We start from the raw sequence: 26,180 nt of genomic DNA on the forward strand, positions 1-26,180 counted from the left end.
AATGACGATTCGTTACATGAACCGGCCCGAAGCCTTGGCGTACTTGAATTGGGCCTACCCTGACCCCGATACATTCTATAACACCCCTAAGGACGCTCAGCCGGCAGTGATGGATGAGATTTTCGCCGATGATGGCGCTGATTACTATTCCGTGCTTGAAGGCGAGGATGAAACCTTGATTGGCATGTATGAGTTTTCCTTCCCTGATGGCATCATGACCATCGGCCTGGGCCTGGCCCCGGCCTACACTGGCCAGGGGCGCGGCCATCAGTTTGTGCTGGATGGCATTGCCTTTGGGCGCCAGCGGTATCACTATGCCGGGCCGGTCAGGTTAGAGGTGGCTGACTTCAACGCCCGCGCGCGCCACTTGTATGAAAGCCTAGGCTTCAAAACCACGGGCCAGCGGGCGGCAGAGGCGTTTGGCCAACCGGTGACTTTTATCCAAATGCAGTTAGATTAGCTTATTAGGGGCTGTGACAAAAGGCGGTCTTGGAACCGACAGGTAGCCTTTCTAACGCATGTCAGCCTGTACGCGCTTCGCGCTACGGGCTGATCAAGCCATCCACCAAGTCCGAACTTTGGACTCGGTGGATGGCGTAGCTAGCTGCTCGGTTCCGGCCTTTTGGCACGTAACTCTGTTGGAACATTCGGAGTGTATCTAGGGGCTGTGACATTGGCACAGCCCTTTTTTGCGTCAAAGTTTGTTTGATATTTCACAATCATTATGCTAGACTGATTGTGTGAAGTATTGAACTAAATTGAGGCGGAGGCGGCCGCATGCAAACGACAAAAACCCATGTTTCAAAAGCAACTATCAATCGGATACCTTTATATTACCGGGCTGTACGGCAGCTTCAGCAGGAGGGGATTCGTCGAATTCGCTCACATCGCTTAAGTGAGATTATTCACATCCCGTCAGCGACCATTCGCCGTGACTTCTCCAGTTTTGGCGAAATGGGCAAAAGCGGCTATGGCTACAGCATCGAAACCCTGGTGAAGGCCTTCGGGCAATTGCTTGATGTTGATTCTGCCGAGGCGATGATTTTGGTCGGCGTTGGCGGCCTCGGCGCCGCCTTGATGCAGAACAATTTTCGCCGCAATCCGGATTTGAACATTGTCATGGCCTTTGATTCTGATCCGACTAAAGTTGGCCAACCAGTGGGCGGGATTCCGGTCTACGCCTTTGCGACTTTGGCGGCCCATTTGGAGTCGACGATTCACACGGCGATTGTGGCTGTGCCAAGTAGCGCCCAAACGGCAGTGATCAACCAGCTCGAAGCCGCCGGCATTTCCGCGATTTTAACCTTTGCGCCGCAGCCCGTCGCCTGCCGGCCGGAAACAACGATTCGGTACATCGACCTGACTTCAGAGCTGCAAAGCCTGCTCTATACCGCACATCAAAAACAGCACGCCACCAAAATGGCGCTGCCAAAGCAAAAGGCGCGTTGACGCTGGGGGCTGGCTTGGTTATAATGGCCGTAACGCGATGACCAAGAGGCTCAAACAGAGGATTTTCAGCGACAAGGCGGCTGGTGCAAGCCTTGAACCTTTGTGCGAGAGGTAGCTTGCGAGCTGTTGACCTGAAGTCAGTAGGGCCAACCGGGACCACCCGTTACCAGGTCCGAGAGAAGTTAGCCTAGCTAGCTTAATTTAGGTGGTACCGCGAGCACGCTCGTCCTAGAAATAGGGCGGGCTTTTTTGTAGGCTGCGAACGAAGGCGCACTGAGCTTGATGATTAGCCTAGCAGTCGGCATTGCCGCGGCACGCGGCGAGGACTACTGCGTAGCTAATCACTCAAGCGTTGCCTTCGTGAGCGTAACTAGGCAGGCTGCGGAGCGCAACTATGCCTCCAGCTCTCGCTTCGGTCCAAATATTACCCATTCACAGGTCACACCAAATATAGGAGGAAACAGCATGAAAGAGGAATTAGCCCCAAAATTCGACCCCAAGGCCGTTGAAGCGGGCCGGTATGAGAAATGGCTCGAACAAGGCGTTTTCAAGCCTAACGGCGACAAAAAGGCCAAACCGTATTCAATCGTAATCCCGCCGCCCAATGTCACTGGGAAGTTGCACATGGGCCACGCCTGGGATACCACGTTGCAGGATATGATTATTCGCCAAAAGCGGATGCAAGGTTATGACACGCTTTACCTGCCGGGGATGGACCATGCCGGGATTGCCACTCAGGCCAAAGTTGAGGCCAAGTTGCGCAAGCAAGGCGTGACGCGCTATGATTTGGGCCGTGAAAAATTCATTCAACAGGTCTGGGACTGGAAGGATGAATACGCCGCTATCATCCACAAGCAATGGGCCAAAATGGGCCTGTCCCTGGATTATGACCGGGAACGCTTCACTTTGGATGATGGTTTGTCCAAGGCGGTACGTAAAGTCTTCGTTGACTTGTACAACAAAGGCTTGATCTATCGCGGTGAATACATTGTTAACTGGGATCCGCAGGCGCGCACGGCGCTGTCCGATATTGAAGTGATTCACCAAGATGATAAAGGCGCCTTTTACCATTTGATTTATCCTTATGCGGATGGTACTGAAGGCGGCATCGAGATTGCCACCACGCGGCCGGAAACCATGTTTGGTGATACTGCCATTGCCGTGAATGCCAAAGATCCGCGGTATAAGGATCAAATCGGCAAAGAAGTCATTGTCCCTGGGGTGGGGCGCAAGATTCCGATTATTGCTGATGAACATGCTGACATGGACTTCGGGACTGGCGCCGTTAAAATTACGCCGGCCCATGACCCCAATGACTTCCAGGTGGGCTTGCGGCATGATTTACCGCGCATCAACTGCATGAATGATGACGGCACCATGAACGAAAATGCCGGCAAGTATCAAGGGATGGACCGTTTTGAATGCCGCGAAGCGCTGGTCAAGGATCTGCAGGCATCTGGCGATTTGATCAAAATTGTGCCGATTGTGCACAGTGTTGGCCACTCCGAACGCACCGGCGTGCAGGTGGAAGCGCGGCTGTCCACCCAATGGTTCGTCAAGATGAAGCCACTGGCGGAAGCGTCCATCAAGAACCAGCAAGGCCCGGACAAGGTGACTTTTGTGCCGGACCGCTTCGAACACACCTTCTTGAACTGGATGGAAAACATCCATGATTGGGTCATTTCGCGCCAGCTCTGGTGGGGACACCGGATTCCAGCCTGGTATAATAAGCAAACCGGTGAAGTCTATGTGGGCATGGAAGACCCGAAAGATCCAGAAAACTGGGAGCAAGACCCTGACGTCTTGGATACCTGGTTCTCCAGCGCCTTGTGGCCATTTTCGACCATGGGCTGGCCAGATACCGACGCGCCAGATTACAAGCGCTACTATCCAACTAACACGCTGGTCACCGGCTACGACATCATTCCGTTCTGGGTCGCCCGCATGATTTTCCAGGGCCTCGAGTTTACCGACCAGCGGCCGTTCCAGTACACCTTGATTCACGGTTTGATGCGGGATGAACAAGGCCGCAAAATGAGCAAGTCCTTGGGCAATGGGATTGACCCGATGGACGTCATTGAAAAATATGGCGCCGATGCGTTGCGCTGGTTCCTGACCCAAGGCAATAAACCCGGCCAGGATGCGCGTTTCTCCTACACCCAGATGGATGCAGCCTGGAATTTCATCAACAAAATCTGGAACATGAGCCGGTTTGTCCTGATGAACCTCGGTGATACCACCGCGGACCAGCAGCCAGACCCGAGCCAGTTTGATCTGTCCGATCAGTGGATCTTTGCCCGTTTGAACGACACCGTCCAAACCGTCACCACCTTATTCGACAAGTTCGAATTCGGGGAAGCCGACCGCGCTTTGTATAACTTCATCTGGAATGAATTGGCCGACTGGTACTTGGAAATGGCCAAGGAAGTCTTGTACGGCGATGATGAAGCGGCTAAAGTCCAAAAGCGCATCAACTTACGCTACGTGCTGGATCAGACGCTGCGCTTATTGCAGCCAATCATGCCTTTTGTCACCGAAAAGATTTGGCTGACGATGCCGCATGAGGGCGAGTCACTGGTTACCGCCGCTTACCCGACGGTTAACCCGGCGTTTGCCAATGATGCAGCGGTGAGTCAAATGGAAGCCATCATCGAAGTCATCCGCGGCGTCCGCAACATTCGGGCGGAAGTCAATGCCCCGCTGGCGAGTCCCATTGACTTGGTCATTAAGTTGCAGGATGCCAGCCTGGCTGAGGTGTTCCAAACCAACCGCGACTTTATTGACCGTTTTGTCCACAGCAAGAGCATGACCATCGGCAGTGATGTGGCGGCCCCAGCCTTGGCGGCCAGTGCCGTTACGACCGGTGCGACCTTGTATGTGCCACTGCAAGAGTTGATTGACTTGGACGAAGAAATTGCGAAGTTGACCAAGGAAGCAAAGAAATTGGAAGAAGAAATTGCCCGTGTTGACAAGAAGCTGAGCAACCAAGGCTTCTTGGCCAAGGCCCCAGCTGCGGTGATTGACGAGCAAAAAGCCAAGCAAGCTGATTATGCGGCGAAGCTTGACGCCACGAATGCTCGCATCAAGGAACTGCAAGCAGCCAAATAAGCACGAACTAACAGAGTGGCCACGTGTCACTCTGTTTTTTGAATTTAAGTTGACACGGTGTCACTTTGTGGTAGACTTATTAAATTGACACGGTGTCACTTTGAAGGGAGGCAATTATGGTATCCGCAACCTTTATGCATCTGAATGCTGACAAGCAGGCGCGCATTGTGGCCGCCCTTAATCAAGAATTCAGCACTTACCCCGTCGCCGACGCCCAGGTGGCGCGAATTGTGCAAAGTGCCGGCATTGCCCGCGGTGCTTTTTACAAATACTTCACCGATCTGACCGATGCTTATCGGTATCTGTTCGGCAGTGCGATGCAAACGATTCACGCTGGCCTTCATGTCGCCACTGCTGGCGGTTTTGATGCAGCCAATTATCTGGCCAATACGCGCCAGTTTCTGGTCGGGGTGCAGGTGAGTCCTTACCGAGCCTTGATGGTGATGCATTTCAAAGCCAATGAGGCGGTACTGCCAGCGCGGCCCACGCCGCCATCACCGGATGCTGCAGCATGGGCGGCTGAGGTCTTGTGCCATCAAACCATCAAAGACGTCTTGTTAGCACCAAATGCCGCTGAAGCCCGCCTAGAGCAACTCGCGGCCGCACTGCAAATTTTAGAAAATCGAGGCCCTGTGAATGTTTCTCGCACTTAAAGAAATTCGAAAAGAAAAGCTCCGCTCATCGCTGATTGTGGCGATGATTGTGTTGATCAGTTATCTGATTTTTATCCTCACTAGCCTGGCCCTGGGCTTGGCTCAGCAAAACACGGATGCCATAGATTCTTGGCATGTCAAAACCGTGGTGCTGAACGCTAACGCCAATGTCGACATGCGGCAATCCCTGTTAACCACGGATCAGGTGGGCGCTTTGCCCAAGGATGCCGCGGTGGTCGGTCAGGCCTCGGTCGCGGTAAAAGCCAAAGGCCACGAGCAGGTTTCGGCGACTTTTCTGGGGTTAAAGGCCAGTCAATTCATCGCCAAAAATCTGACTGTGACCAGCGGCCGCAAGCCAACCAAAGCCAGCGAAGTGTTGGCCGATGATTCGCTGAAGCTCAAAGGCTACAAGCTTGGCAGTACCATCACCCTGAATGGCTTAGCCAAGCACTACACCATTGTTGGGTTTACCAGCGGGGCCAAAATGAATATTGCGCCGGTGCTGTATGGCACCATGAGCGCTTGGCAAACGCTGAAAGGCGGCATGCCGAATCTATCAGCCAGTGCCGTGGTGGCGCAGTCTGACACTTTTAAGCTGGGTACCAGTGGCACCAAAGCCTATTCAACTGCCGCCTTCATTCAAAAATTGCCTGGCTATTCGGCCCAGAACATGACCTTTGAGCTCATGATCGGCTTTTTGATGGTGATTTCACTCATCATTATCGCCGTGTTCATGTACATTCTCACCATGCAAAAATTGCCGAATTACGCCGTGTTGCGGGTGCAAGGGGTGCCAAGCCGCGTGCTGGTGCAAGCCACCTTAGCGCAGTCCTTGCTGCTGGTCGCAGCAGGGCTAGTTGGGGGCACAGTGCTTCTGATTATCACTGCAGTGGCGATGCCGGCGGTGGTGCCAATGGCCTTTTCCCTCCCGCTGCTGTCCGCAGTGGGGGTCGGGTTGCTCGCGATGGGCTTGATTGGCGGGTTAATTCCCGTGCGGCGCGTGGTTAAGGTCGATCCGTTGACCGTGATAGGAGGTTAAACATGCCAGCATTAGCAGTTGAACAAGTGAATCAGATTTTTGGTCAAGGCACGGCGCAGGTGCAGGTGTTGCACGATGTGAATTTTGTCGCGGAATCCGGGCAACTCACGCTAATCGTGGGTCCCTCTGGCTCCGGGAAAACCACGCTCCTCACGATTGCTGGTGGGCTCTTGACGCCAACCAGCGGCCAGGTGCAAGTGGCCGGTGAAAGCTATCAGCAGCGCTCATCCAAAGAAAAAGAACAACTACGCCTGAATCAAATTGGTTTTGTGTTGCAGGCTTACCATCTGCTGCCGTACTTGACGGTGGCGGATCAATTCAAGCTGGTGGACCGCATTCGGCCCCAGGGCAACCTGGCGCCAGCTGCGCTGACCCAGCTACTAACTGAGCTCGGCATCGCGGAGCTGTTAAATAAGTTCCCGAATGAATTATCTGGCGGTCAGCAGCAGCGCGTCGCCATTGCCCGGGCACTTTATCCTGATCCGGAAATCGTGCTGGCCGATGAGCCCACCGCGGCGCTGGACCGGCCGCGGGTGCAAGTGGTGGGACAAATGCTTCATGATTTGGCGCATAACCGTAAAAAAGCGATTGTGGTGGTGACGCATGACGAACGCTTGCTGGGCTTTGCTGATGCCGTTTACAAAATGGAAGATGGCCGTTTGACCCAGACCAAGCAAGCTTAAATGGTTGCCCTTCTGCGACTTGATTGCGGTATAATCAATCTGCATTGCAAGGCCTCTACGTACTTTTAGTAAGTATGTTATAATTGAGCCGGATTGAAAGTACCAAGTAAAAGTAACAAGTAGGGAGATTTCAATGAAGAAAAAAGGATGGATTATCACTTCTGTTATTGCCGTAGCGGTAGTCGCGGTTGCTGCTTTTTTCGGCGTCCGCAGTTCACACTATCGCGATCACTTTTTGCCTAAAACCGAGGTGATGGGGGTCACCATCGGCGGCAAAACCGTGAAAGCGGCCAATCAGACGTTAAAAGCCAAGCTGGGCAACGTCACTTATCAGTTGACGGATCAAGGCAAGACGGTGGCGACGGTGTCAGGTCAGGAATTGGGCCTCAATCGTGACTACACGGCGCTTTTGAATAAACTGATCAAAAAGCAAAATCCGTGGGGCTTTACCACCGTGGTGTTGGCTAAGGGCGAGCAGTCGGCCTTGGCCAGCAGCGCTGATCAAACGGCCATCAAGGCTTATGCCACCAGCGAAGCGCAAAGTCTGAACGCCAATCGCACGGCGCCAGAAGATGCCAAAGTCACTGTGGAAAATGGTGATTACGTCATCCAAAAGGAAAAAGCCGGCAACCAGATTGACGCGACGAAGCTGGCCAATGAAATTGCCAGCACGATTCAGGCGAACCAGACCAAGGTGCAAGTGGCGAAAAGCTATGTGAAGCCTAAAGTCGTTAGCTCGGATTCTGAGCTCAAAGACGCGGTCACCAAGCTGAAAGCCATCAGCAAGATCAAAGCCGTGATCACCATCACCAATCACAAGGAAACCATCCCGACGGCCACGTTGCAAAGCTGGTTGAGTTATCAAGACGGCGCTGTGACAGTGAGTGAGTCAGGCGTGGCCAAGTATGTGGCCAGTCTGGCCACCAAGTACAACACTTATGACAAGTCGCGGCAGTTCCAGTCCACCAAGCGCGGCACTGTGACCGTGCCAGCTGGGATTTACGGCTGGAGTATTCGCCAGTCGGCCGAAACTAAAGCCTTGATTGAACTTATCAAAAAAGGCGCCGACTTCGACCAGACGGTGCTGTACCAAGGAACTGGTTACCATGCTGATGGCACCGATATTGGCAACACCTACATTGAAGTGGATAAGGTCAACCAGCATGAATGGTTCTACAAGAATGGTCAACTCGTGATGGAATCTGACGTGGTGACTGGGAAGCCTGCGACGCCAACACCGAGTGGGGTCTTCGATATCTGGTCCAAGCAGCGTAATGCCACTTTGGTCGGTGAGGACTATAAGACACCAGTCAGTTACTGGATGCCAATTGATAACACCGGTGTGGGTCTGCATGACGCCTCCTGGCAGCCAACGTTCGGCGGCGATTGGTACTTGAAACACGGCTCACATGGCTGTGTCAACCAGCCGCCAGCCTTCATCGCTAAGCTCTGGAATGTCGTTTCCGTCGGCACGCCAGTCGTGGTATTCTAAATTCAAGCAAAAGCCGTTTGCGCAGGCAGGCGGCTTTTTTGGTAGGGAGGCTTAGTCGTGAAAACATACGAAGCAACGGTGGCGGCGATTCATGCGCTGCCCCGCTTGGCCAAAACCGGCGATCATGAGCGGTTGCTCACGCTGCTGGCGGCGCTGGGTAATCCGCAAACGGGCCGGTATGTGCATGTGACCGGCACCAATGGCAAAGGCTCCACCAGCTCAGCCATTGCCCATATTTTGGAAGCCAGCGGGCTAAGAGTTGGTTTATTTACCTCGCCGTTTATTATGCGGTTCAACGAACGCATCATGATCAATCATCAACCGATTGCTGATGCGGCGTTGGTCGAGGCGGCGGCGACAGTGGATGCGGCGCTGAAGCAAGTGCGTGAGCACGAGCCGGATTTTGCGGTGACGGAATTCGAATACATCACGGCGCTGGCGTTTTGGTATTTTCACGCGCAGCACGTTGATCTGGCGGTGATCGAAGTCGGGATTGGTGGTGATACCGACTCGACGAATGTCATCGATCCTTTGGTGTCCGTGATTACCAGCGTGGGTTTGGATCATGCCGCGCTGCTCGGGCCGACCCTAGCCAGTGTGGCTCGGCACAAAGCCGGCATCATCAAGCCCAAACGGCCGGTGGTCACCGCCGCTTTGCCAGCCGAGGCGATGGCGGAGGTCAAAAAGCGCGTCGCCCTGACCGGCAGTCAGTGGCTGGTGGCAGGCCAGGATTTTGATGCCACTGGGGCGCAGCTTGAGGGCTGGGGCCAACGGTTTGATTTTTCAATGCCAGGACAGGCGGATTTGCACCATCTTCGCATCCCGTTGGTGGGTAACTACCAAGTGGTCAATGCCAGTTTGGCGATTGTCGCCAGTCAGCTCGCAGCGGCAGCCTACCAGTGGCCATTGACTGCCGCTGACATCAGGCAAGGCCTGGCTGCCAGCACCTGGCCAGCGCGCATGGAAAAAATCAGTGATGACCCGCTGATCGTGATTGATGGCGCCCATAATCCGCAAGGCATCAAGGCGATGCTCAGTGCGGCGAAGCTTGTGTTTGGGGCGCAGCGGGTGACCCTGATCATCGGCGTTTTGAAAGACAAAGATGTGGCCACCATGGTGCAGGAGTTGGAATCCGCTCATGTCCGGCTTTGGCTGGTGCCAGTGCCCGATAACCCCCGCGCCAGCGCCTTAAGTGATTATCCCGATGCAGACCGGCTGAGAACTTTTACGAGCTGGCAAGCGGCCTTAGCCGCACATTTGGACGAGGCGCCAGATGAACCCGTCATCATCGCGGGTTCTTTGTACCTAGCCAGTGCAGTGCGGCAGACGCTACTAGGGGCCGCGCATGCTTAAGGCAGTCTTATTTGATTTGGATGGCACCTTGGTGGACACTGAGAGGCTGTATTTAAAAGCGAATGCCGCGGCTGCCGCGCAACTGGGCCGACCGCTGCCGGCTGCGGCCTTTCAGCGCTTGGTGGGCGCCGGTGACTTGCGGCACAACGCTTGGCTTCAGCAACAGTTCGGCGCTGAGCTAGAAGCTTTTATTCGCCTTAGCGATGAGCTAGTTGAGCAACAGCTGGGGTCGGTGTCCGCGCTCCCAGGGGCCACCCAACTGCTGAATCATCTGCACCAGCGTGGGATTCAGTTGGGATTGGTGACGGTGAGTACCAGCGCTTATGTGAAAACTATCGTCACCCAGCAGCCTTGGCCCCAGTTTGACGTGACCGTCACCGGGGAAGCGGGTGCCAGCAAACCAGCGCCTGACTTGTATCAAGTGGCCTTGGGCAAGATGAACTTAGCGACCGCCGCTGTGGTGGCCGTCGAAGATACCCTGGCAGGCGTGACTGCTGCCGATTCCGCAGGGCTGCGCTGTGTGCAAGTGCACGATTTAGCGCCGGCCAGCGCCCAGGCGACCGCCGTTTTACCAGATTTACCGGCGGTGGCGGCTTGGCTGCGGAACGCGTAATCTCTTGTGAGAGGGGATGAGGGCATGCAGCCACGAGAGCTGATGTTGGCGCATGGGGCCCAGGTGCTTTCAGATGTGCAGTTGCTAGAGGTGTTGATTGGCGCTGGCGGACGCGGGCATTCCAAAACGGTGATAGCTGAGGCCTTGCTCGGGACATTTCCGCGATTAAAGGACATGGGCAGCGCTAGTTTGGAAGAGCTGATGGCGATCAGCGGCATCGGGCTGAGCAAAGCCAGTTTATTGGCGGCCAGCATCGAATTGGGCCAACGGGTGCAGCAACGCCAATCGCTACGCTTTGGCCAGATTTTGGGGGCCGAAGCACTGGGTCAGGAAATGATGGCCCGGCTGGCTGGGGCCAAAGAAGAGTACCTCTTAGTGATTTTTCTTGATGTCAAAAACGCCATTATTCAGGAGCTGGAGTTGAGTCATGGCGGCGTCGACAAATCAGTGGCCGATCCCCGGGTGGTGTTTCGCCTGGCTTTGCGGATGAATGCTTCCAAGCTGATTTTGGTGCACAATCACCCTAGCGGCGATCCCCATCCTAGTGCCATGGATATTGACCTCACCCAGCGCTTTGCGGCGGCTGGGGCTTTGATTGGCATCATGGTGGTGGATCACCTCATTGTCGGGGCGCAGCAGTTTTACTCCTTCAGCATGGAACATCAGCTCTAAGCGTTAGTGTTTGAATAAAGGTAAAGAAACGCGACCTTGGTTAAGGCAAGGCAGGTTAAAGCGTACAATCTAAAGTGATCACAGCGGGTATTTTTTTAAACGCTACCGCGCATTTCTGCGGAGCGCCCGGTGCGAGGGTTAGGCGTTATATGCTATAATGCCTAGGACTAGAAAAACGGATCACTTTAAGGAGAGAACGTCTTGCTTGGATTAGGATCGAAAAACATCGGAATTGACTTGGGGACCGCAAACACCTTGGTGTATGTGGATGGCAAAGGCATTGTCACCAATGAGCCTTCTGTCGTAGCTAAGAATACCCAAACTGAAGAAATCATTGCCGTGGGTGAAGAAGCCCGGGCCATGATTGGCCGCACGCCGGCCAATATTGCAGCGATCCGGCCCATGAAAGATGGCGTCATCGCGGATTATGACACGACGGCAGCGATGCTGAAGTACTTCATGAATAAAGCGCTCGGTGGTAAAGCCAACCATCCGCAAGTGATGATTTGTGTGCCAAGCGGCGTGACCGAAGTGGAAAAGCGCGCTGTGATTGATGCGGCCAAAGTGGCTGGCGCTAAGGATGCCTTTGTGATTGAGGAACCTTACGCCGCGGCGATTGGTGCTGGTTTGCCGGTGATGGATCCAACCGGGAGTATGGTCGTGGATATCGGCGGTGGGACCACCGATGTTGCCACGATCTCCTTAGGCGGGATTGTGTCCAGCCGTTCAATTCGCATGGCTGGCGATAAAATCGACGAAGCCATCATTACTTACATTCGGCAGCACTTCAACTTGCTGATTGGTGAACGCACCGCGGAAGAAATCAAGATTCAAATTGGCTGTGCTTCCCCTGAAGCCGCCAAGGAACTTGACGATATGTCTATTCGCGGGCGCGATCTGCTAACGGGTTTGCCGAAGACAGAAAACATCGCGGCGCTGGACGTGGCCAAGGCCATCAGCGAAATCGTGCAGGCCATCATCGATGCCATCAAGGATACGCTGGAAGAAACGTCGCCAGAAATTGCGGCGGACGTGATTGATCACGGCATCGTGCTTACCGGTGGCGGTGCCCAGTTGAAGCATCTCGCTGAGGTCATTTCTGATGCCACCAAAGTGCCAGTGTTCATCGCGCAAGATCCTCTGGAATGTGTGGCCATTGGGACTGGCGAATCACTGAAGAATATTGATGTCTTAAAGAAACACTGATCCTCGCCCGCAGCTGCAGGCACCCGTGGCCGGTCCGATCGTCTTATTGGGGCCGGCTTTTTGAGTGATAGGCGTGAACTGGAACGAAGGAGCGACTCATGCAAAAGTTCTTCTCAAACAAAAAATTGATCGTGTTGATGATCGCACTGCTCCTGAGCGTCGGCTTGATGTTCACCTCCATGGCGGTTCGCAACAATCGTAGCGCCCCGCCGTTGGTCCAACAAATTGGCAATGACATTGTCGGCATTGGCGGCCGGATTGTGTCTGGCCCGGCGAATTTTGTCAAAGGCGGGCTGGATGACGTCAACGATTTGCTCAACGCGTATCAGGAAAACAAGCAACTGAAAACCAAGCTGACCAGCTTAGCCCAAACCAAGGTCCGCAACCAAACCTTGAGCCGAGAAAATCAGGCGCTGAAAAAGCAACTGAAACTGAACGCTACTTTGACCGATTACGATCAAATTTCGGCCACGGTGATGATGCGCAGTCCTAGCGACTGGCAAAACATCATCATCATCAACAAAGGCTCCGGGGCAGGGGTGACCAAGGGGATGCCAGTGATGGCCGGGGCCGGGCTAGCCGGCCGGGTGGTAGAAGTGGCTAAGACCAATGCCAAGGTCGAAATGCTTTCCACCGATAATAAATCCGCGGACCGGTTTGCCGCGCAGATTACCACCGGCTCTGGTCAGGTGGTCAATGGCGTGATTACTGGTTATTCCGTGAAGAAAAATCAGCTGATTTTAGGGCAAATCAACACGGAAGAAAACGTCAAAAAAGGCCAAAAGGTCATTACTTCTGGCTTAGGTGCCAGCACCCCTAAAGGACTCTTGATTGGGACCGTGGCCAGTGTCAAGAAGGATGACTTCGGGCTTGCCAACACAGTGTATGTCAAACCGGCGGCGAACTTCAATGACCTCTCGGTGGTCACTGTGATTAATCGCACGATTTCAGGTGAGTAACATGATCACAGAAAAGAAGTTCAGGGGTCATGGCTGGATTATCCTGTTGCTGTTTGTGTGCTTATTGATCGATGGCACCCTCACTCAAACGATGGCCCAGTTCATCATGACTGGGACCTTTTATGGCGTCCCGCATTTGACGTTGATGGCGCTCGTGATGACGGCGCTATTGCTGCCGGAAGAGGTCTATATCGTGCCGATTGCCATCGGCTTCGGCTTGATTTTCGATAGCTATTACACCGGCATGCTTGGGGTCAATACCTTGGTGTGGCCGCTAATTGTGTATGTGGTACGACAGGTGGAACCAGTAATTCCGAAAAAACCGTTTTACCTGGGTAGTGTGATGGTGATTGTGCTGACGGTGGCGGCAGTGGCCGATTACGCCATCAATCAGTTTCTGGGGGTGGCCAACGGGTCGGTGATTATTCTGATTGCCAACCACATTGGCCCAGGGCTGATGGTGAATGTGATTCTTTTCGCCGTCGCATATTTGCCTTTGCACCGAATATTGATAAACTTAAGGATAGATTAACGTTGGGGGTGGCGTCTTGGAGGCTGTCACATTAAAAGGCCGCAAAAGCGGCTTTGAGTTGCAATTTAGAGCAGCATCGAGTATTGAGGAAATCACAGCGCAGCTGGCAACCTTGCTGGCGCGGCTCTCCGCTGATACGGAAAATACTGGCGAAGTGGAATTTGTGATTGAAACTGGCGACCGGCTCCTGGACGAAAGCCAGGCCCAGACTATTCAGCAAGTCTTTGCCCAGTATCCGCATTTCACTATTGGCGCCATTCACGCCGACGTGGCTGCTATTGCGCCCCTCAAGGCCCGGTTGGCGGCTCAAGCCACGCATTTAGTGGGCGGCGTGCTGCGGTCAGGGCAAGAGGCTAATTACAGCGGCGATGTGCTGTTTCTGGGCACGTTGCACCAAGGCGCGACGCTGCGCACCACCGGGAGCATTTTTGTGATGGGCACGGTGGAAGGCCTGCTGATTGCGGGGGCTGATGGGGCACAAGATGCCATCATTGCCGGCGACATCAGCAAAGCGGGCCAGATTCGCATTGCGGACACCATCGAAATTATCGACAAGAACACTTATGGCCCTGAAACGACCAGCTACATCAACGACCTGCATGTGCTCACGCATGGGCAAACCGCCGGCCTCAGTGAGTTGCGGCCAAAACTGTTCCGTAAACTGGAGGAATTGTAATGGGAAAGTCATTAGTTATTACCTCGGGTAAAGGCGGGGTCGGCAAAACCACCACCACTGCCAACATCGGGACTGCCTTGGCCCTGCAGGGTAAACGCGTGGTACTCATGGATCTGGATATCGGCCTGCGCAACTTGGATGTCGTGCTGGGGTTATCTAACCGCATTATTTACGATATCGTCGATGTTGCCACCGGCCGGGCGAAAATTCGCCAGGCGTTGATCAAAGACAAGCGCTTCGACGATAAACTGTACATACTGCCGGCGGCCCAAAATGCGGAAAAAGATTCGCTGGAGCCGGAGCAGGTGAAAGCGATTGTGGAAGAACTGCGCCCGGAATTTGACTACCTGATTCTCGATTCCCCAGCTGGCATTGAACAAGGCTTCCGCAATGCGGTGGAAGGAGCGGATGGCGCGATTGTGGTCACCACCCCAGAAATCAGCGCCGTGTCCGACGCTGACCGCGTTGTGGGGCTCCTCGAGCAGCGCGATATGGTTTATCCGCCGCGATTAGTGATCAATCGGATTCGCCAGCACATGATGGCCGATGGCCGCGCGATGGATATCGATGAAATCACGCAGCACCTTGGCATTGATTTACTTGGCATCATTTTGGATGATGATGGCGTCATTGAAACTTCGAACAAAGGTGAAACTGTGGTGATGGATCCAGATGATCCGGCCAGCCAGGGCTACCGCAACATTGCGCGCCGGTTGCTGGGCGAAAGTGTGCCACTGATGAACATTGAACAGAAAAAAGTGGGCTTTTGGCATCGGCTTTTTCATCGTTAGGCTTGACAAGCAGCAAAAACAAGGTATGATAAGCACAATCATTTAAAAACGTTGAGTGGAAATGGTGCATTGGTTGACGATCAGCGACTCTGGGAGAGTGGAAGCCAGAGACGTCGCCTTGCCCCTCACATCCATGAGTGCCTGGTTGAAAGTAGTAGGTCAGGTCGGTTGGGCTCGTTATCGCCGTGGTTGAAAAACGACATGAGGTTGGCTTGGTGACAGGTCAACGAGCATGAGGTGGCACCGCGGCATTCAAGTCGCCCTCATTCAGGCAATTCGCCTGAGTGGGGGCTTTTTTGTTCCCGGTGGGTTTTTCAACCACGTGAGGTCTTGTTGGTGACAGCAAGGCGAAGTGAGGTGGCACCACGCAGAAGCGTCCTCTTGTACAAACGTACAGGAGGGCGCTTTTTGCGTTCATTCAACGATTAACCTGCTGCAGAAGCGGCAAAAGGAGGACATTATGGATTATGTGATTTCAATTTTACCAGCATTACTTTCCGGGGTACAAATGACCCTAGCCGTTTTTGCCATCACTCTGCTGGGGGCGATTCCGCTGGGCATGATTGTGGCTGTCGGGTTGCTGTATCGCGGCAAAAACCCACTGGCCGTTGCCGGTAAAGGCTTGCTCAACGGTTATATCTGGTTATTCCGTGGCACGCCGCTGTTGCTACAGTTGATTTTCGTCTTTTACGGGTTGCCGCTGGTCCACATTGTCTTCGATCGCTTCTCTGCCGTGATTTTCACCTTCATTCTCAACTATGCCGCTTATTTTGCGGAAATTTACCGCGGCGGGTTCGGTGCCATTGAAGAAGGGCAGTTCGAAGCCGCTAGTGTGTTGAACCTGACCCGGTGGCAAACCTTGCGTTATGTCGTCATTCCCCAGGTCCTAAAAGTGGTGCTCCCATCCATGGGGAATGAAGTCATCAATCTGGTGAAAGACTCCAGCTTGGTGTACGTGATTGGCTTAGGCGATCTGCTCCGCGCCGGCGAAGTGGCGACAGCGCGGGATGTCACCCTGGTGCCGCTGGTGCTGGTGGCGCTGCTGTACTTGATCATGACGCTGGTGTTAACCCTGCTTCAGCGCCGCGTCGAAAAAGCCTTTAGCTACTACAAATAAGGAGGTCATCACATGTTAGAACTCAAAAATATCACGAAAAAATTTGGTGACCAAACTGTGCTGGCAGGGGTTGATGTCACCATTGCTGACCAGAAAACGCTCGCCATCGTTGGCCCCAGTGGCGCTGGGAAAACCACGCTGCTGCGCATCATCGCTGGGCTGACGTCAGCGGATAGCGGCGAGATGATTTGGAACGGTGAACCCACCACCGCCGCCAAAATGCGGCAAGCCGGTCTGATTGGCGTTGTGTTCCAGGGGTTTGAATTGTTCCCCAATCTGACGGTGCGGCGCAATTTGACCTTGGCGCCTACCTTGCAAGGCACCACTCAAGCAGCGGCGACCGCGCAGGCGGATCAATTGCTTGCCGAGCTCGATTTAACTGCCCAGGCGGATGCTTACCCGTTTTCGTTGTCAGGGGGCCAAAAGCAGCGGGTCGCGATTGCCCGGGCCTTGGCCTTGAAGCCGCAAATCTTGCTCTACGACGAACCCACTTCGGCGCTGGATCCTAACTTGCGCCAATCCGTGGCGGATTTGATCAACAGCGTGAAAGCGCAAGGGATGACTCAAGTGGTGGTGACCCACGATATGGACTTTGCCCAGGCGGTGGCGGATGAAACACTGACGGTGACCAAGCTGGGAGGTGGGGAAGCGTGAAAAAGCGAATGATTGCCCTCCTGGTGCTCGTGCTCGCCGCGGTGACTGCCGCCGGCTGCGCCCGCACCGTGGTGAAAAACAGTTGGCCGCGCATTCAGCAAACCAAAAAAGTCGTCATTGGCCTTGATGATAGTTTTGTGCCGATGGGTTTTCGCCAAAAAGACGGCACGCTAAGTGGTTACGACATTGACCTGGCTAAAGCCGTGTTCAAGCTGTACGGCATCACGCCGAGCTTCCAAACCATCGATTGGTCGATGAAGGAAACCGAGTTGCGGAACCAAACCATTGATTTGATTTGGAATGGTTATACGGTGACGCCAGAGCGGGCCAAACAGGTTGGTTTTTCTAAGGCGTATCTGTTGAATCACCAGGTATTGGTCACGAAGGCCAATGCCAATATCAAGTCCTTTGCTGATATGAAAGGCAAGACGCTGGGGGTTCAAACTAGTTCTAGTGGCGCGGCGGATTTGGATGGTGAGCCCAAGAAACTGAAGAATTTGATTGCCAAACAAACACCGGTGCTTTACGACACCTTCGATGATGCCTTCTTGGATCTCAACGCTGGGCGGATTCAAGGCATTTTGATCGACCAGGTTTACGCTGACTACTATGTCAAACACCAAAGCGACCCGAGCGCTTATCGCGTGGTGGCCGGCGACTTCCCGCCAGAAGATTTCGCTGTGGGCTTGCGTAAAACCGATACCACCCTGCAAGCGAAGATCAACGATGGATTAAAGGTTTTGGCCGAAAACGGGACGCTGGAAAAGATCAACGAGAAATGGTTCGGTGAAAAATCGGTGGACTAAGGGGAATGGCCTTGTGCCATTCTTTTTGATTCAGGCCCACCGCGTCCCTCTGCCCGACCCGACCGCCCTGGCTGAATACTGCGGGCAAGAATCTCTCGTTATTTAAATCGATATTTCCTCACGGTGACAGATATTAGTGGAATACTGTTCTGTTATTAAAAAACGGGCCATCATGTCGGACTTCGCCTGCCTACCCTGTGGTATTATGAATAAAACGATAAGTGGAGGAGGGATGCCGGATGTGGCTGGAGACACTTCTGGTTGTCATCGTAGTCGTCAATGCGGCATCAGCCATCGTGACGGTGTTTCGGCAGCCGCGCGATATTGCAGCGACTTGGGCGTGGCTGCTGGTTTTGATGTTGATTCCGGTGCTCGGCTTCGTGCTGTACTGGTTATTTGGGCGGAAGTTGTCGACCAACAAACTGAATGCGCTGGCCACGCAGCAACGGCTCGGGATTGATCAAATGGTGGCCGCGCAGCAAGAAGCAGTTGAGCTGAGCCAAGACCAAGGCGCTAATTCGCCGTTTGCTGGGGCGCCAGAGTTGGTGCGGACGCTGCTCAAGGCGGATGGGGCCTTGATTACAACGATGAATGACGTGCAGTTGATTTTTGATCGCACGGAGTTTAGTCGCCGCTTATTTGAGGATTTGGAAGCGGCCCAGCACCATATTCATATTGAAGCTTACACGATCGCGCCTGATGCCCATGGTCAAGCCCTGGTGCAGTTGTTGGTCAAAAAAGTCGAGGCCGGGGTGCGGGTGCGAGTGATTTACGACACCTTTGGCTCCCATCGCCTCAATCGCAATTTTTGGCGGCCACTGATTGCCGCTGGCGGCATGGTCGAGCCATTCATTGCCACTAAGCTAGGCCGGGCCAATTTGCGGATCAACTTTCGCAATCACCGCAAAATCACCGTGATTGATGGCCGTGTCGGGTACATGGGCGGCTTTGACATTGGCTCGTCGTCGCGTAAGTATCTCATTACTCAAGACACGCAGCTGCGCATCAGCGGACAGGCGGTGGCGTCGTTGCAGGCGCGCTTCTTCATGGATTGGAACACCACGGCTCGCATTAAAAAAGTGCATTTCCAGCGGGCCTATTTTCCGGAATCACATGACACTGGCCGGACCACCATGCAGATTGTCAGTGGGGGCCCGGAGCAGGATCTAGAGGCCATCAAGTTGGGCGATTTGCGGCTTTTGGCCTTGGCAAAGCGCCGCATCTGGGTGCAATCACCATTCTTCGTGCCAGATGATAGTCTGCTTGATGGGCTGATCTTAGCCGCGCAAAGTGGCATGGACGTGCGACTGATGGTGCCCAAGCAAACCAACCAACCGCTAATGGCAAAAGCCACGGCCTTTTATCTGAACCGCCTGGCGAAGCATGGGGTGAAGGTTTACCGCTATGATGCCGGCTTTTTGCACCGTAAAGTCATCATTGTCGACAGTCAGTATCTCATGACTGGATCGCCTAATCTGGATGTGCGCAGTTTCAAGTTGAATTTTGAAATTGCGGCCTTCATCTATGATCAGGCGCTGGCTGAACGCGCCGAGCGCCAGTTCAAGCTCGACTTGCAGCAGGCGACGGCCTATACTTATGCCGAAGTCAAAAGCCAGACGCGCTGGCATCAAATGGGTACCGAACTGGCTCGGTTGTTTGCTCCGATTCTATAACCTCGAGTAAGCTGGCTGGCTCAGGGCGCCCAGCTCCACAGCCTTTTCCGTAGCCTGGCGCTTTTACTTGACTTTGGTAAGCGGTCCCTTATAATGGGTTTTGCACAAGTAAATAGTTGTCCGGGACCAACGCAAAGGGGAGCCATTGGCTGAGAGTGGGCATTTGCCCAGACCCTTCGAACCTGTTCGTTAATACGAGCGTAGGAATTGCGGTGTCGATATTTTTCGACCTTCTTTGTGGCTGGCTCCCAGCACACGAAGGAGGTTTTTTGATGTCTAAAACGATGTCACGTTTGATTGTTCTGATGGAGATTGCGGTGATTGCCGCTTTCGCAATGGCGCTGGAATATGTACCCCACAAAACGGGGATTTCCAGCGTGGAAATGAGCTACGGCTTGATTCCGATTAGCGTGTTGGCGCTGCGCCGCGGATTAGGCGCGGGGATGGCAGCTGGGCTCACCTGGGGCGTGCTCGATGTCTTTTTGATCGGCTTTAGCGAAGGCTCAGTGCTGAATCCGCTTCAAGGGTTTCTGGAATATCCGATTGCTTTTGCCGTCGCCGGCTTGGGCGGGTTGCTTTATCCGCAATTTCAAAAGGCACTGCATGAGAATAAGCCTAAAACCATCCTGGCGACAGCTTGGCTGGCGGTGCTGATTGGCACGGCGGCCAAGTATTTCTGCCATTTCTTAGCTGGTTGGGTGTTCTGGGGCTCGTATGCGCCTAAAGGCATGCCGGCTTGGCTGTACTCGCTGGCCATCAATGGTGGCTCGGCGATTGCGACTGGCCTGGTGACCCTGATCGTGGTGACCGTGCTGCTACGGACGGTGCGCAAGGCGCTGTTCCAGCCTAAATCAGCAACCCAATTTCAACCGCAACATTAGCAATCAAAAAGCGTTGTCCTCGGCCATGTGCAGGCTGGGGGCAACGCTTATTTTGATATGAATGGGTTAAAGGCTACCCATTGCTTGCAGGGCTAAAACCAAAACCCCAAAGACGGTGACAATCAGCATGGCCCATGTTGCGATATGGGTAATATACCAAAACTTAGAACGCTTTTGCTTCACCAGGATCACCACCTTTTCCAGTCTGCGCCTGCGCGGCTTGCCATTTATTCCCTTGTAGTTTACCTGTTTTGCCAGGCAAGGGCAACTGAAATTGTTAGGTGCGGGTCGGCCGCCTTCGTCAATCAAGCGACCGCAGAACAAATCGATGCGACTGGCCGCAGAATCGGGTATAGTGGAGCTTGGAGGAATGCTTATGTACACGTTGTTCGGCTATCTATTACCCCTTGTAGGTCTGGCACTGTTGATTGCCAGTCGCGCCTTTCAATTTCGCTCACGGCTACTACCGCTAGTGGCCACGCTGCTGAATTTAGGCGGGTTGGCGATGCTCTTGGCCAACCCGCTCCCCAATGCGATTTGGGTCGCCTTGTTTGCGGCTTGCGCGATTGCCCTGCTCTTGGTCGTCCTGCTGGTTGACCGAGATTATGATTTAGTGCTCAAACGTTATTTTTCAACTTTGGGCGGCGTCCTCACTTTAGCCACAACTTTATGGTGGCTTGGGGCGATTTTAATCACCCTTTAAAGCAAAAATAGGGCGCATCTCCCACCCAGAATCCACCGTTCCCCACCTGCTGCAAACCGCGGCCGGTGGGGATTTTTTGTACATCGTGGGAAACGTTGGTCAAAAACCAGATTTGTCAAGCCATTTTTTGATACTTGAGTGGTGGATAGTGGGGGATTGTGGTAGACTGAATTTAACGTCAGGAAAGGAGGGGTCTGTCATGCTAATGGGTGAATTTCATCACAGCATTGATGCGAAAGGACGCTTGATTATTCCAGCCAAATTTCGTGAAACATTGGGCGGTGATTTTGTGCTTACCCGGGGCATGGACGGCTGCCTCTTTGGTTATCCCATGGCGCAATGGGAGAAGTTGCAAGCGCAAGTTGAGACCCTCCCTTTGACCAAAAAAGACGCCCGGACCTTTAGCCGCTTCTTGTACTCGGCAGCCACGGAATGCGAGCTTGACAAACAAGGCCGCGTGAATATCCCCAAGCCTTTGATCGAGCATGCAGGGCTAGAGAAGGCCTGCGTTTTAGTTGGTGTTTCTGATCGCATTGAAGTGTGGAGTGAAGCGCGGTGGAACGCCTTCACTGCCTCTGCTGAAGAGAGCTTTGATGATATCTCTGAAAATCTGACAGACTTTGGACTGTAGCCGATGACATTTACCCACGAAACCGTCTTACTCAAAGAGGCCACTGATGAGTTGGCCGTCAATCCTGCCGGTATCTATGTTGACGCCACTTTGGGCCGCGCCGGTCATACCAAACGCATTTTGAGCCGGCTTACTGCGGGCCAGCTGTACGCGTTTGATCAAGACCAGGCCGCCATTGACGCGGTGACCGCTGATTTACAGCCGATGCCAGCGAACTTGCATTTGATCCATCGCAACTTCCGCGACTTAACCGCCGCCTTGGCAGAAGCTGGGGTCACGCAGGTAGATGGTATTTTGTACGATCTCGGGGTGTCATCACCGCAGTTCGACGACTCAAAGCGCGGTTTTAGCTACCGCTTCGATGCCCCGCTCGATATGCGGATGGACCAAAGTCAAAGCCTAACGGCGCGCACGGTCGTCAACGAGTGGTCCTTCCAAGACCTGGTGCGGATTTTTACCCGCTACGGTGAAGAACGGTTTGCCAAGTCAATTGCCCGCCAAATTGAACGGGCCCGCGCCGAACAGCCTATTGAAACGACCTTCGAACTCGTTGAGCTGATCAAGGCCGGTATTCCGGCTAAGGCGCGGCGGACCGGCGGCCATCCCGCCAAAAAAGTGTTCCAGGCCATCCGCATCGCCGTGAACGACGAATTAGGGGCGCTGGAAGACTCCTTGACGCAAGCCTTTACGCTGTTGGCCCCAGCTGGCCGCATTAGTGTCATTACTTTCCAGTCCTTGGAAGACCGGCTCGTCAAAACCATGTTCAATGAAAAAACAAAAATTAAAGATCTCCCGCGCGATCTGCCGGTGATTCCCGCAGACGCGGTGCCAGACTTCAGTTTGGTTAATCGCAAACCGATCTTACCAAGCGAAGAAGAACTAGCCGCCAATCATCGTGCACACAGCGCGAAGTTGCGGGTCATCATGCGGAAAGCGAAGTGAACGACATGCTTGATAACACAGCAAGACAGTTAGATATGATGCAGCCTGAGCCCACACCAGCTGCGCCGAAAGCGGCACCTACGCCGCAGCAGGCGCCGCAAGCGGCCCCTAAGCATGTCCCGTTCTCGCCGCTTGAGCGGTTGGCCACGCTGGCACTGGGTTTGATCATGGTGGGCTTTTGTCTGTTCTACCTGACTGGCCAAATGACCTTGGCCAATATGGATCGCAGTTATCAGCAGGTCCAGCGCAACATCACCACTTCGAAACAAGATATCGCCGATGCCAAGCAAAATATCGGTGAGTTATCCAATTCCAATCGCTTGACCAGTTACGCCAAGGCGCACGGCTTCACAGTGATCGAGGGAAATATCAAACGTGCGGTGAATAAGTAGATGAAAAAGAAACAGCAATCACGACAAATGAGCGTTAGGCATCCTGAGCGCAATCGCAAGATCTTCGGCATTATTCTGATCTTTGGGGTTGGGGCCATCTTGCTTGCGTTCATTTGTCGTTTTTGGTATGTCGCTGCTGGTGGCTCCGTGGACAATCAAAATCTCGCGGCGTTTCGCCAAAAGCTGTACTATCGGGAAGCCAAACTCCAAGCTGACCGCGGGAATATCTACGATCGCAATGGTAGCGTGATTGCCGAAGACGCCAATACCTACACGCTTTATGCGGTGCTCGACAAAACCCAAGTGGTTGATGGCAAGAAGCAATACGTCTCCGACAAAGAGAAAACCGCCACCATTCTGGCCAAGTACCTACCATTGGCCAAAGAGAAGATTTTGGCCTATCTGAATCCCAAGCAAGGCACCAACCAAGTCGAATTTGGCACTGCGGGGACGAACTTGTCGCTCGCCACGCGCAATCAAATCCTGAAGGAAAAGCTCCCTGGCATCGCCTTGACGGCTAGCCCTTCGCGGTTGTACCCAAATGGTGTGTTTGCCAGCTACACTGTCGGCTTGGCCCAGGCCAATAAAGCCACCGACTCGGATCAGTCGCTGGTGGGGGTGATGGGGTTAGAGAAAACCTTTGACAAGCTGCTCGCCGGGCACAACGGCTATCGGACTGCGCAAGGGGACAATTACGGCTACCGCATTCCGCAAGCCAAAGTTAAAACCAAGGCGGCGAAAAACGGCAGCAATGTCTACACGACCTTGGACAGTAGTCTGCAATCCTATTTGGAAACGCTCATGACCCAGGTGCAAAGCACCTATCAGCAACAATCGCTGACGGCGGTGGTGATGAACGCCAAAACCGGCGAAATTTTAGCCGCTAGTCAGCGGCCAACTTTCGATCCCAGCACCTTGGACGGTCTGGGCGCCGGGGCTTCGTGGCAAAACAGCCTCGTGGAAGATGCTTATGAACCCGGGTCGGTGATGAAGGTATTCAACTTGGCCGGTGCGATTCAAAGTGGGACCTTCAATCCCAATCAATATTACGATTCCAGTAAGATTAAAGTCGGCGACACGACCATTCGCGACTGGAACCACGTGGGGTTTGGTGAAATTCCACTCAGTCAGGCTCTGCCTCGCTCCAGTAACGTCGGCTTTGTGCATATTGTGCAGGCCATGGGTGAAGCCAATCAGGCCAAAACCTTAAAGGATTTTGGCTTTGGTCAGAAAACCGGCATCGCGCTGCCCAATGAAAGCGCCGGTAGTTACAACCTGAACAGTGCGGTGACCCGCGCGGTTATGGCTTATGGGCAAAGTATCAACGTGACGCAAATGCAAATTCTGCAAGCGGCCACTGCGATTGCCAATGGTGGGACCATGGTGCGCCCGCGCATTGTCAGCAAGATCAAGTCTGCCAGTGGTAAAACCACGACTTATTCGCGGCAAGTGGTGGGCAAGCCGATCAGCGCCAGCACGGCGAGTCAGGTGCTGAATGAGATGCGCGATACCATCAACCAAAGCTATGGTACCGGGACGATGTACAAAATCGCCGGCGCCGATATTGCCGCCAAAACCGGGACCGCCAATGTGCCGAATCCCAAAGGCGGTTATCTCGACGGCTCCACGAATCAGTTGCACAGTCTGCTGGCGATTGCGCCGGCTAGTGATCCTCAATTCATCGTTTACATTACGTTAAAGCAAAATAAGGCCATGAAAAAACCGGCTACCACCGCGATCAACGATTTGTTCCATCCGTTGATGACCCGGCTGCTGGCGTTGAACGCTGGCAGTAGTGCCAGTGCCTCGGCGCAGACCTTGGCCATTCCTGCCGTGACCAACGACACGCTGACGGCGGCGCAAACCGTGTTGACCGCGAAGAAGTTAGTCGTGTCCACAGTGGGGACTGGGAACCGAATTGTGCAACAGATGCCGGCGGCGGATTCGGCGGCGTTGATTGGTTCACGGGTGATTCTGTTGACCAATGGGGCCATGACCATGCCTGACGTTTCTGGCTGGTCGAAGAGCGATGTGTTAAAATTAGCCCAGCTTACAGGCAAGAAATTCAAGCTCCAAGGGGAAGGCTACGCCACTAAACAGAGCCTAGCGAGTGGTTCACTGCTTGGCACGGAAACAGTGACGGTGGCTTTTCAGAAAACTCAGTAAATCATGAAGGTAGGAGTATCATGCAATTCACACAGATGTTGATCCCGATGGTGGCGGCGTTTTCGCTGACCATCATCATCATGCCCTTGTTCATTGGCTACATGCGCATGAAAAAGGAAGGCCAAACCATTCGGGAAATCGGGCCCAAATGGCACGAAAAGAAAAATGGCACCCCAACCATGGGCGGGGTCGTGTTCATTTTTGCCATTGTAGTGGCAGCCCTGCTGTGCGCTTGGTGGCAACATGCCTTAACCGTTAGCGTGTGGGTTGGCTTGTTTATCCTCGTTCTGTACGGGTTGTTAGGCTTTTTGGATGATTTCATCAAGATTTCGCATCATCGCAACCTCGGCTTACGGGCTTGGCAAAAATTGTTGGGTCAGATTCTCGGGGCGGTGGTGTTCTTGATTGCCTACTTCCACGAGGGCTTTCCGGCGAGTTTGCCCCTGTTTGGCTTCACCTTGGCCGTGCCAGTGTTGTTTGCGGCCTTTGCGGTGGTCTGGTTGGTTGGTTTTTCCAACGCGGTCAATTTGTCTGATGGGATCGACGGGTTGGTGGCTGGTCTGGGCACCATTAGCTTCATCGCCTATGCCGTCTTGGCCGCTCATGATGGCCGGATTGATGTGTTGATTTTGTGTCTGGTGACCATCGGCGCGATGGTGGGCTTTTTCCTGTTCAACCACAAGCCAGCCAAGATTTTCATGGGCGACGCCGGGAGTCTGGCGTTAGGGGGGCTTTTGGCCGTCATTTCACTGTTGCTGAATCGGCCATGGTCCTTGCTGCTGATTGGTATCGTTTATGTGGGTGAAACCGCGAGTGTGATTTTGCAGGTGGCCAGCTTTAAGCTGACCGGCAAGCGCATTTTCAAAATGTCGCCCATTCATCATCATTTTGAGATGCTAGGTTGGTCAGAATGGCGGGTGGATTTGACGTTTTGGTTGGTGGCCATTTTGGGCAGTGGTTTGTACTTGGTTCTTTTTTGGTAAGACAGT

The 26,180-nt window shown here is 53.7% G+C and carries 27 protein-coding genes, 1 riboswitch and 1 other annotated feature; of the genes, 26 read left to right on the plus strand and 1 reads right to left on the minus strand.

The window, feature by feature from the left end; genetic code table 11:
- The first annotated feature begins 1 nt into the window (after position 1).
- The 20 genes from AAA927_RS02095 (at position 2) to thiT (ending at position 20,357) form a co-directional block, all read left to right on the plus strand.
- Positions 2-460, plus strand: a complete 459-nt coding sequence (locus AAA927_RS02095; RefSeq protein WP_338215233.1) for a GNAT family N-acetyltransferase — start codon at positions 2-4, stop codon at positions 458-460.
- Positions 461-777: 317 nt separating this feature from the next.
- On the plus strand, positions 778-1,449 hold the full coding sequence (locus AAA927_RS02100; RefSeq protein ID WP_338215235.1) for a redox-sensing transcriptional repressor Rex: 672 nt from the start codon (positions 778-780) through the stop codon (positions 1,447-1,449).
- 28 nt (positions 1,450-1,477) lie between these two features.
- Positions 1,478-1,683: a binding site (T-box leader), on the plus strand.
- 231 nt (positions 1,684-1,914) lie between these two features.
- Positions 1,915-4,557: a valine--tRNA ligase gene (locus AAA927_RS02105; protein ID WP_338215237.1), complete on the plus strand. Its 2,643-nt coding sequence runs from the start codon at positions 1,915-1,917 to the stop codon at positions 4,555-4,557.
- Positions 4,558-4,673: 116 nt separating this feature from the next.
- Positions 4,674-5,210, plus strand: coding sequence for a TetR/AcrR family transcriptional regulator (locus tag AAA927_RS02110; protein ID WP_338215240.1), 537 nt, complete (start codon positions 4,674-4,676; stop codon positions 5,208-5,210).
- A complete protein-coding gene (locus tag AAA927_RS02115; protein WP_338215241.1) occupies positions 5,194-6,249 on the plus strand; it encodes an ABC transporter permease in 1,056 nt (351 codons plus the stop codon). The genes AAA927_RS02110 and AAA927_RS02115 overlap by 17 nt, the downstream gene beginning before the upstream one ends.
- Positions 6,250-6,251: 2 nt before the next feature.
- Complete coding sequence (locus tag AAA927_RS02120; RefSeq protein WP_338215243.1) at positions 6,252-6,932, plus strand: ABC transporter ATP-binding protein; 681 nt, start codon at positions 6,252-6,254, stop codon at positions 6,930-6,932.
- Between the two features lie 133 nt (positions 6,933-7,065).
- The gene (locus tag AAA927_RS02125; protein WP_338215245.1) at positions 7,066-8,424 is read left to right on the plus strand and encodes a L,D-transpeptidase family protein; all 1,359 of its coding nucleotides are present in this window, start codon (positions 7,066-7,068) and stop codon (positions 8,422-8,424) included.
- Between the two features lie 57 nt (positions 8,425-8,481).
- Positions 8,482-9,777 carry a bifunctional folylpolyglutamate synthase/dihydrofolate synthase gene (locus tag AAA927_RS02130; protein WP_338215247.1) on the plus strand — a complete coding sequence of 432 codons (1,296 nt, stop codon included), beginning with the start codon at positions 8,482-8,484 and terminating at the stop codon, positions 9,775-9,777.
- Positions 9,770-10,390: an HAD family hydrolase gene (locus AAA927_RS02135; protein ID WP_338215249.1), complete on the plus strand. Its 621-nt coding sequence runs from the start codon at positions 9,770-9,772 to the stop codon at positions 10,388-10,390. The genes AAA927_RS02130 and AAA927_RS02135 overlap by 8 nt, the downstream gene beginning before the upstream one ends.
- Before the next feature lie 24 nt (positions 10,391-10,414).
- Positions 10,415-11,062, plus strand: a complete 648-nt coding sequence (gene radC, locus AAA927_RS02140) for a RadC family protein (protein ID WP_338215251.1) — start codon at positions 10,415-10,417, stop codon at positions 11,060-11,062.
- Positions 11,063-11,263: 201 nt separating this feature from the next.
- Positions 11,264-12,268 carry a rod shape-determining protein gene (locus AAA927_RS02145; RefSeq protein WP_125581107.1) on the plus strand — a complete coding sequence of 335 codons (1,005 nt, stop codon included), beginning with the start codon at positions 11,264-11,266 and terminating at the stop codon, positions 12,266-12,268.
- A 98-nt stretch (positions 12,269-12,366) separates the two neighbouring features.
- The gene (gene mreC, locus AAA927_RS02150; RefSeq protein ID WP_204119193.1) at positions 12,367-13,227 is read left to right on the plus strand and encodes a rod shape-determining protein MreC; all 861 of its coding nucleotides are present in this window, start codon (positions 12,367-12,369) and stop codon (positions 13,225-13,227) included.
- 1 nt (position 13,228) lies between these two features.
- Entirely contained in the window at positions 13,229-13,759 is a 531-nt protein-coding gene (mreD, locus tag AAA927_RS02155) for a rod shape-determining protein MreD (protein ID WP_338215256.1), read from the plus strand.
- A gap of 16 nt (positions 13,760-13,775) precedes the next feature.
- On the plus strand, positions 13,776-14,435 hold the full coding sequence (locus AAA927_RS02160) for a septum site-determining protein MinC (protein WP_338215258.1): 660 nt from the start codon (positions 13,776-13,778) through the stop codon (positions 14,433-14,435).
- On the plus strand, positions 14,435-15,226 hold the full coding sequence (minD, locus tag AAA927_RS02165) for a septum site-determining protein MinD (protein ID WP_338215260.1): 792 nt from the start codon (positions 14,435-14,437) through the stop codon (positions 15,224-15,226). The genes AAA927_RS02160 and minD overlap by 1 nt, the downstream gene beginning before the upstream one ends.
- Positions 15,227-15,686: 460 nt before the next feature.
- Complete coding sequence (locus AAA927_RS02170; protein ID WP_204119197.1) at positions 15,687-16,343, plus strand: amino acid ABC transporter permease; 657 nt, start codon at positions 15,687-15,689, stop codon at positions 16,341-16,343.
- Positions 16,344-16,355: 12 nt separating this feature from the next.
- On the plus strand, positions 16,356-16,997 hold the full coding sequence (locus AAA927_RS02175) for an amino acid ABC transporter ATP-binding protein (protein WP_338215263.1): 642 nt from the start codon (positions 16,356-16,358) through the stop codon (positions 16,995-16,997).
- Entirely contained in the window at positions 16,994-17,803 is an 810-nt protein-coding gene (locus AAA927_RS02180) for an amino acid ABC transporter substrate-binding protein (RefSeq protein ID WP_338215265.1), read from the plus strand. The genes AAA927_RS02175 and AAA927_RS02180 overlap by 4 nt, the downstream gene beginning before the upstream one ends.
- A 239-nt stretch (positions 17,804-18,042) precedes the next feature.
- Positions 18,043-19,476 carry a cardiolipin synthase gene (gene cls, locus AAA927_RS02185; RefSeq protein ID WP_338215267.1) on the plus strand — a complete coding sequence of 478 codons (1,434 nt, stop codon included), beginning with the start codon at positions 18,043-18,045 and terminating at the stop codon, positions 19,474-19,476.
- Positions 19,477-19,601: 125 nt separating this feature from the next.
- A riboswitch (TPP riboswitch) is annotated at positions 19,602-19,700 on the plus strand.
- A 48-nt stretch (positions 19,701-19,748) separates the two neighbouring features.
- Positions 19,749-20,357: an energy-coupled thiamine transporter ThiT gene (thiT, locus tag AAA927_RS02190; protein WP_338215270.1), complete on the plus strand. Its 609-nt coding sequence runs from the start codon at positions 19,749-19,751 to the stop codon at positions 20,355-20,357.
- Positions 20,358-20,423: 66 nt separating this feature from the next.
- Here the strand turns inward: thiT and AAA927_RS02195 are convergent, their stop codons facing one another.
- Positions 20,424-20,540, minus strand: coding sequence for a DUF4044 domain-containing protein (locus tag AAA927_RS02195; protein ID WP_164507893.1), 117 nt, complete (start codon positions 20,538-20,540; stop codon positions 20,424-20,426).
- A 193-nt stretch (positions 20,541-20,733) separates the two neighbouring features.
- Here AAA927_RS02195 and AAA927_RS02200 point away from each other — a divergent pair, with 193 nt between their 5' ends.
- The 6 genes from AAA927_RS02200 to mraY all read left to right on the plus strand — a co-directional run bounded on the left by AAA927_RS02200 (position 20,734) and on the right by mraY (position 26,174).
- Positions 20,734-21,060, plus strand: a complete 327-nt coding sequence (locus AAA927_RS02200) for a DUF3397 domain-containing protein (protein WP_125581084.1) — start codon at positions 20,734-20,736, stop codon at positions 21,058-21,060.
- A gap of 199 nt (positions 21,061-21,259) precedes the next feature.
- Positions 21,260-21,691 (plus strand): division/cell wall cluster transcriptional repressor MraZ, encoded by a 432-nt coding sequence (gene mraZ / locus AAA927_RS02205; protein ID WP_125581168.1) that lies wholly within the window; start codon positions 21,260-21,262, stop codon positions 21,689-21,691.
- Between the two features lie 3 nt (positions 21,692-21,694).
- On the plus strand, positions 21,695-22,633 hold the full coding sequence (gene rsmH, locus AAA927_RS02210) for a 16S rRNA (cytosine(1402)-N(4))-methyltransferase RsmH (protein ID WP_338215275.1): 939 nt from the start codon (positions 21,695-21,697) through the stop codon (positions 22,631-22,633).
- 5 nt (positions 22,634-22,638) lie between these two features.
- Positions 22,639-23,025 carry a cell division protein FtsL gene (locus tag AAA927_RS02215; protein WP_125581080.1) on the plus strand — a complete coding sequence of 129 codons (387 nt, stop codon included), beginning with the start codon at positions 22,639-22,641 and terminating at the stop codon, positions 23,023-23,025.
- Positions 23,026-25,191, plus strand: coding sequence for a penicillin-binding protein (locus AAA927_RS02220; RefSeq protein WP_338215277.1), 2,166 nt, complete (start codon positions 23,026-23,028; stop codon positions 25,189-25,191).
- A gap of 20 nt (positions 25,192-25,211) precedes the next feature.
- Entirely contained in the window at positions 25,212-26,174 is a 963-nt protein-coding gene (mraY, locus tag AAA927_RS02225) for a phospho-N-acetylmuramoyl-pentapeptide-transferase (RefSeq protein ID WP_338215279.1), read from the plus strand.
- The last annotated feature ends 6 nt before the right edge of the window (positions 26,175-26,180 follow it).

This window comes from Lacticaseibacillus salsurivasis (assembly GCF_036246225.1).
GTDB classification, from domain to species: Bacteria; Bacillota; Bacilli; order Lactobacillales; family Lactobacillaceae; genus Lacticaseibacillus; species Lacticaseibacillus salsurivasis.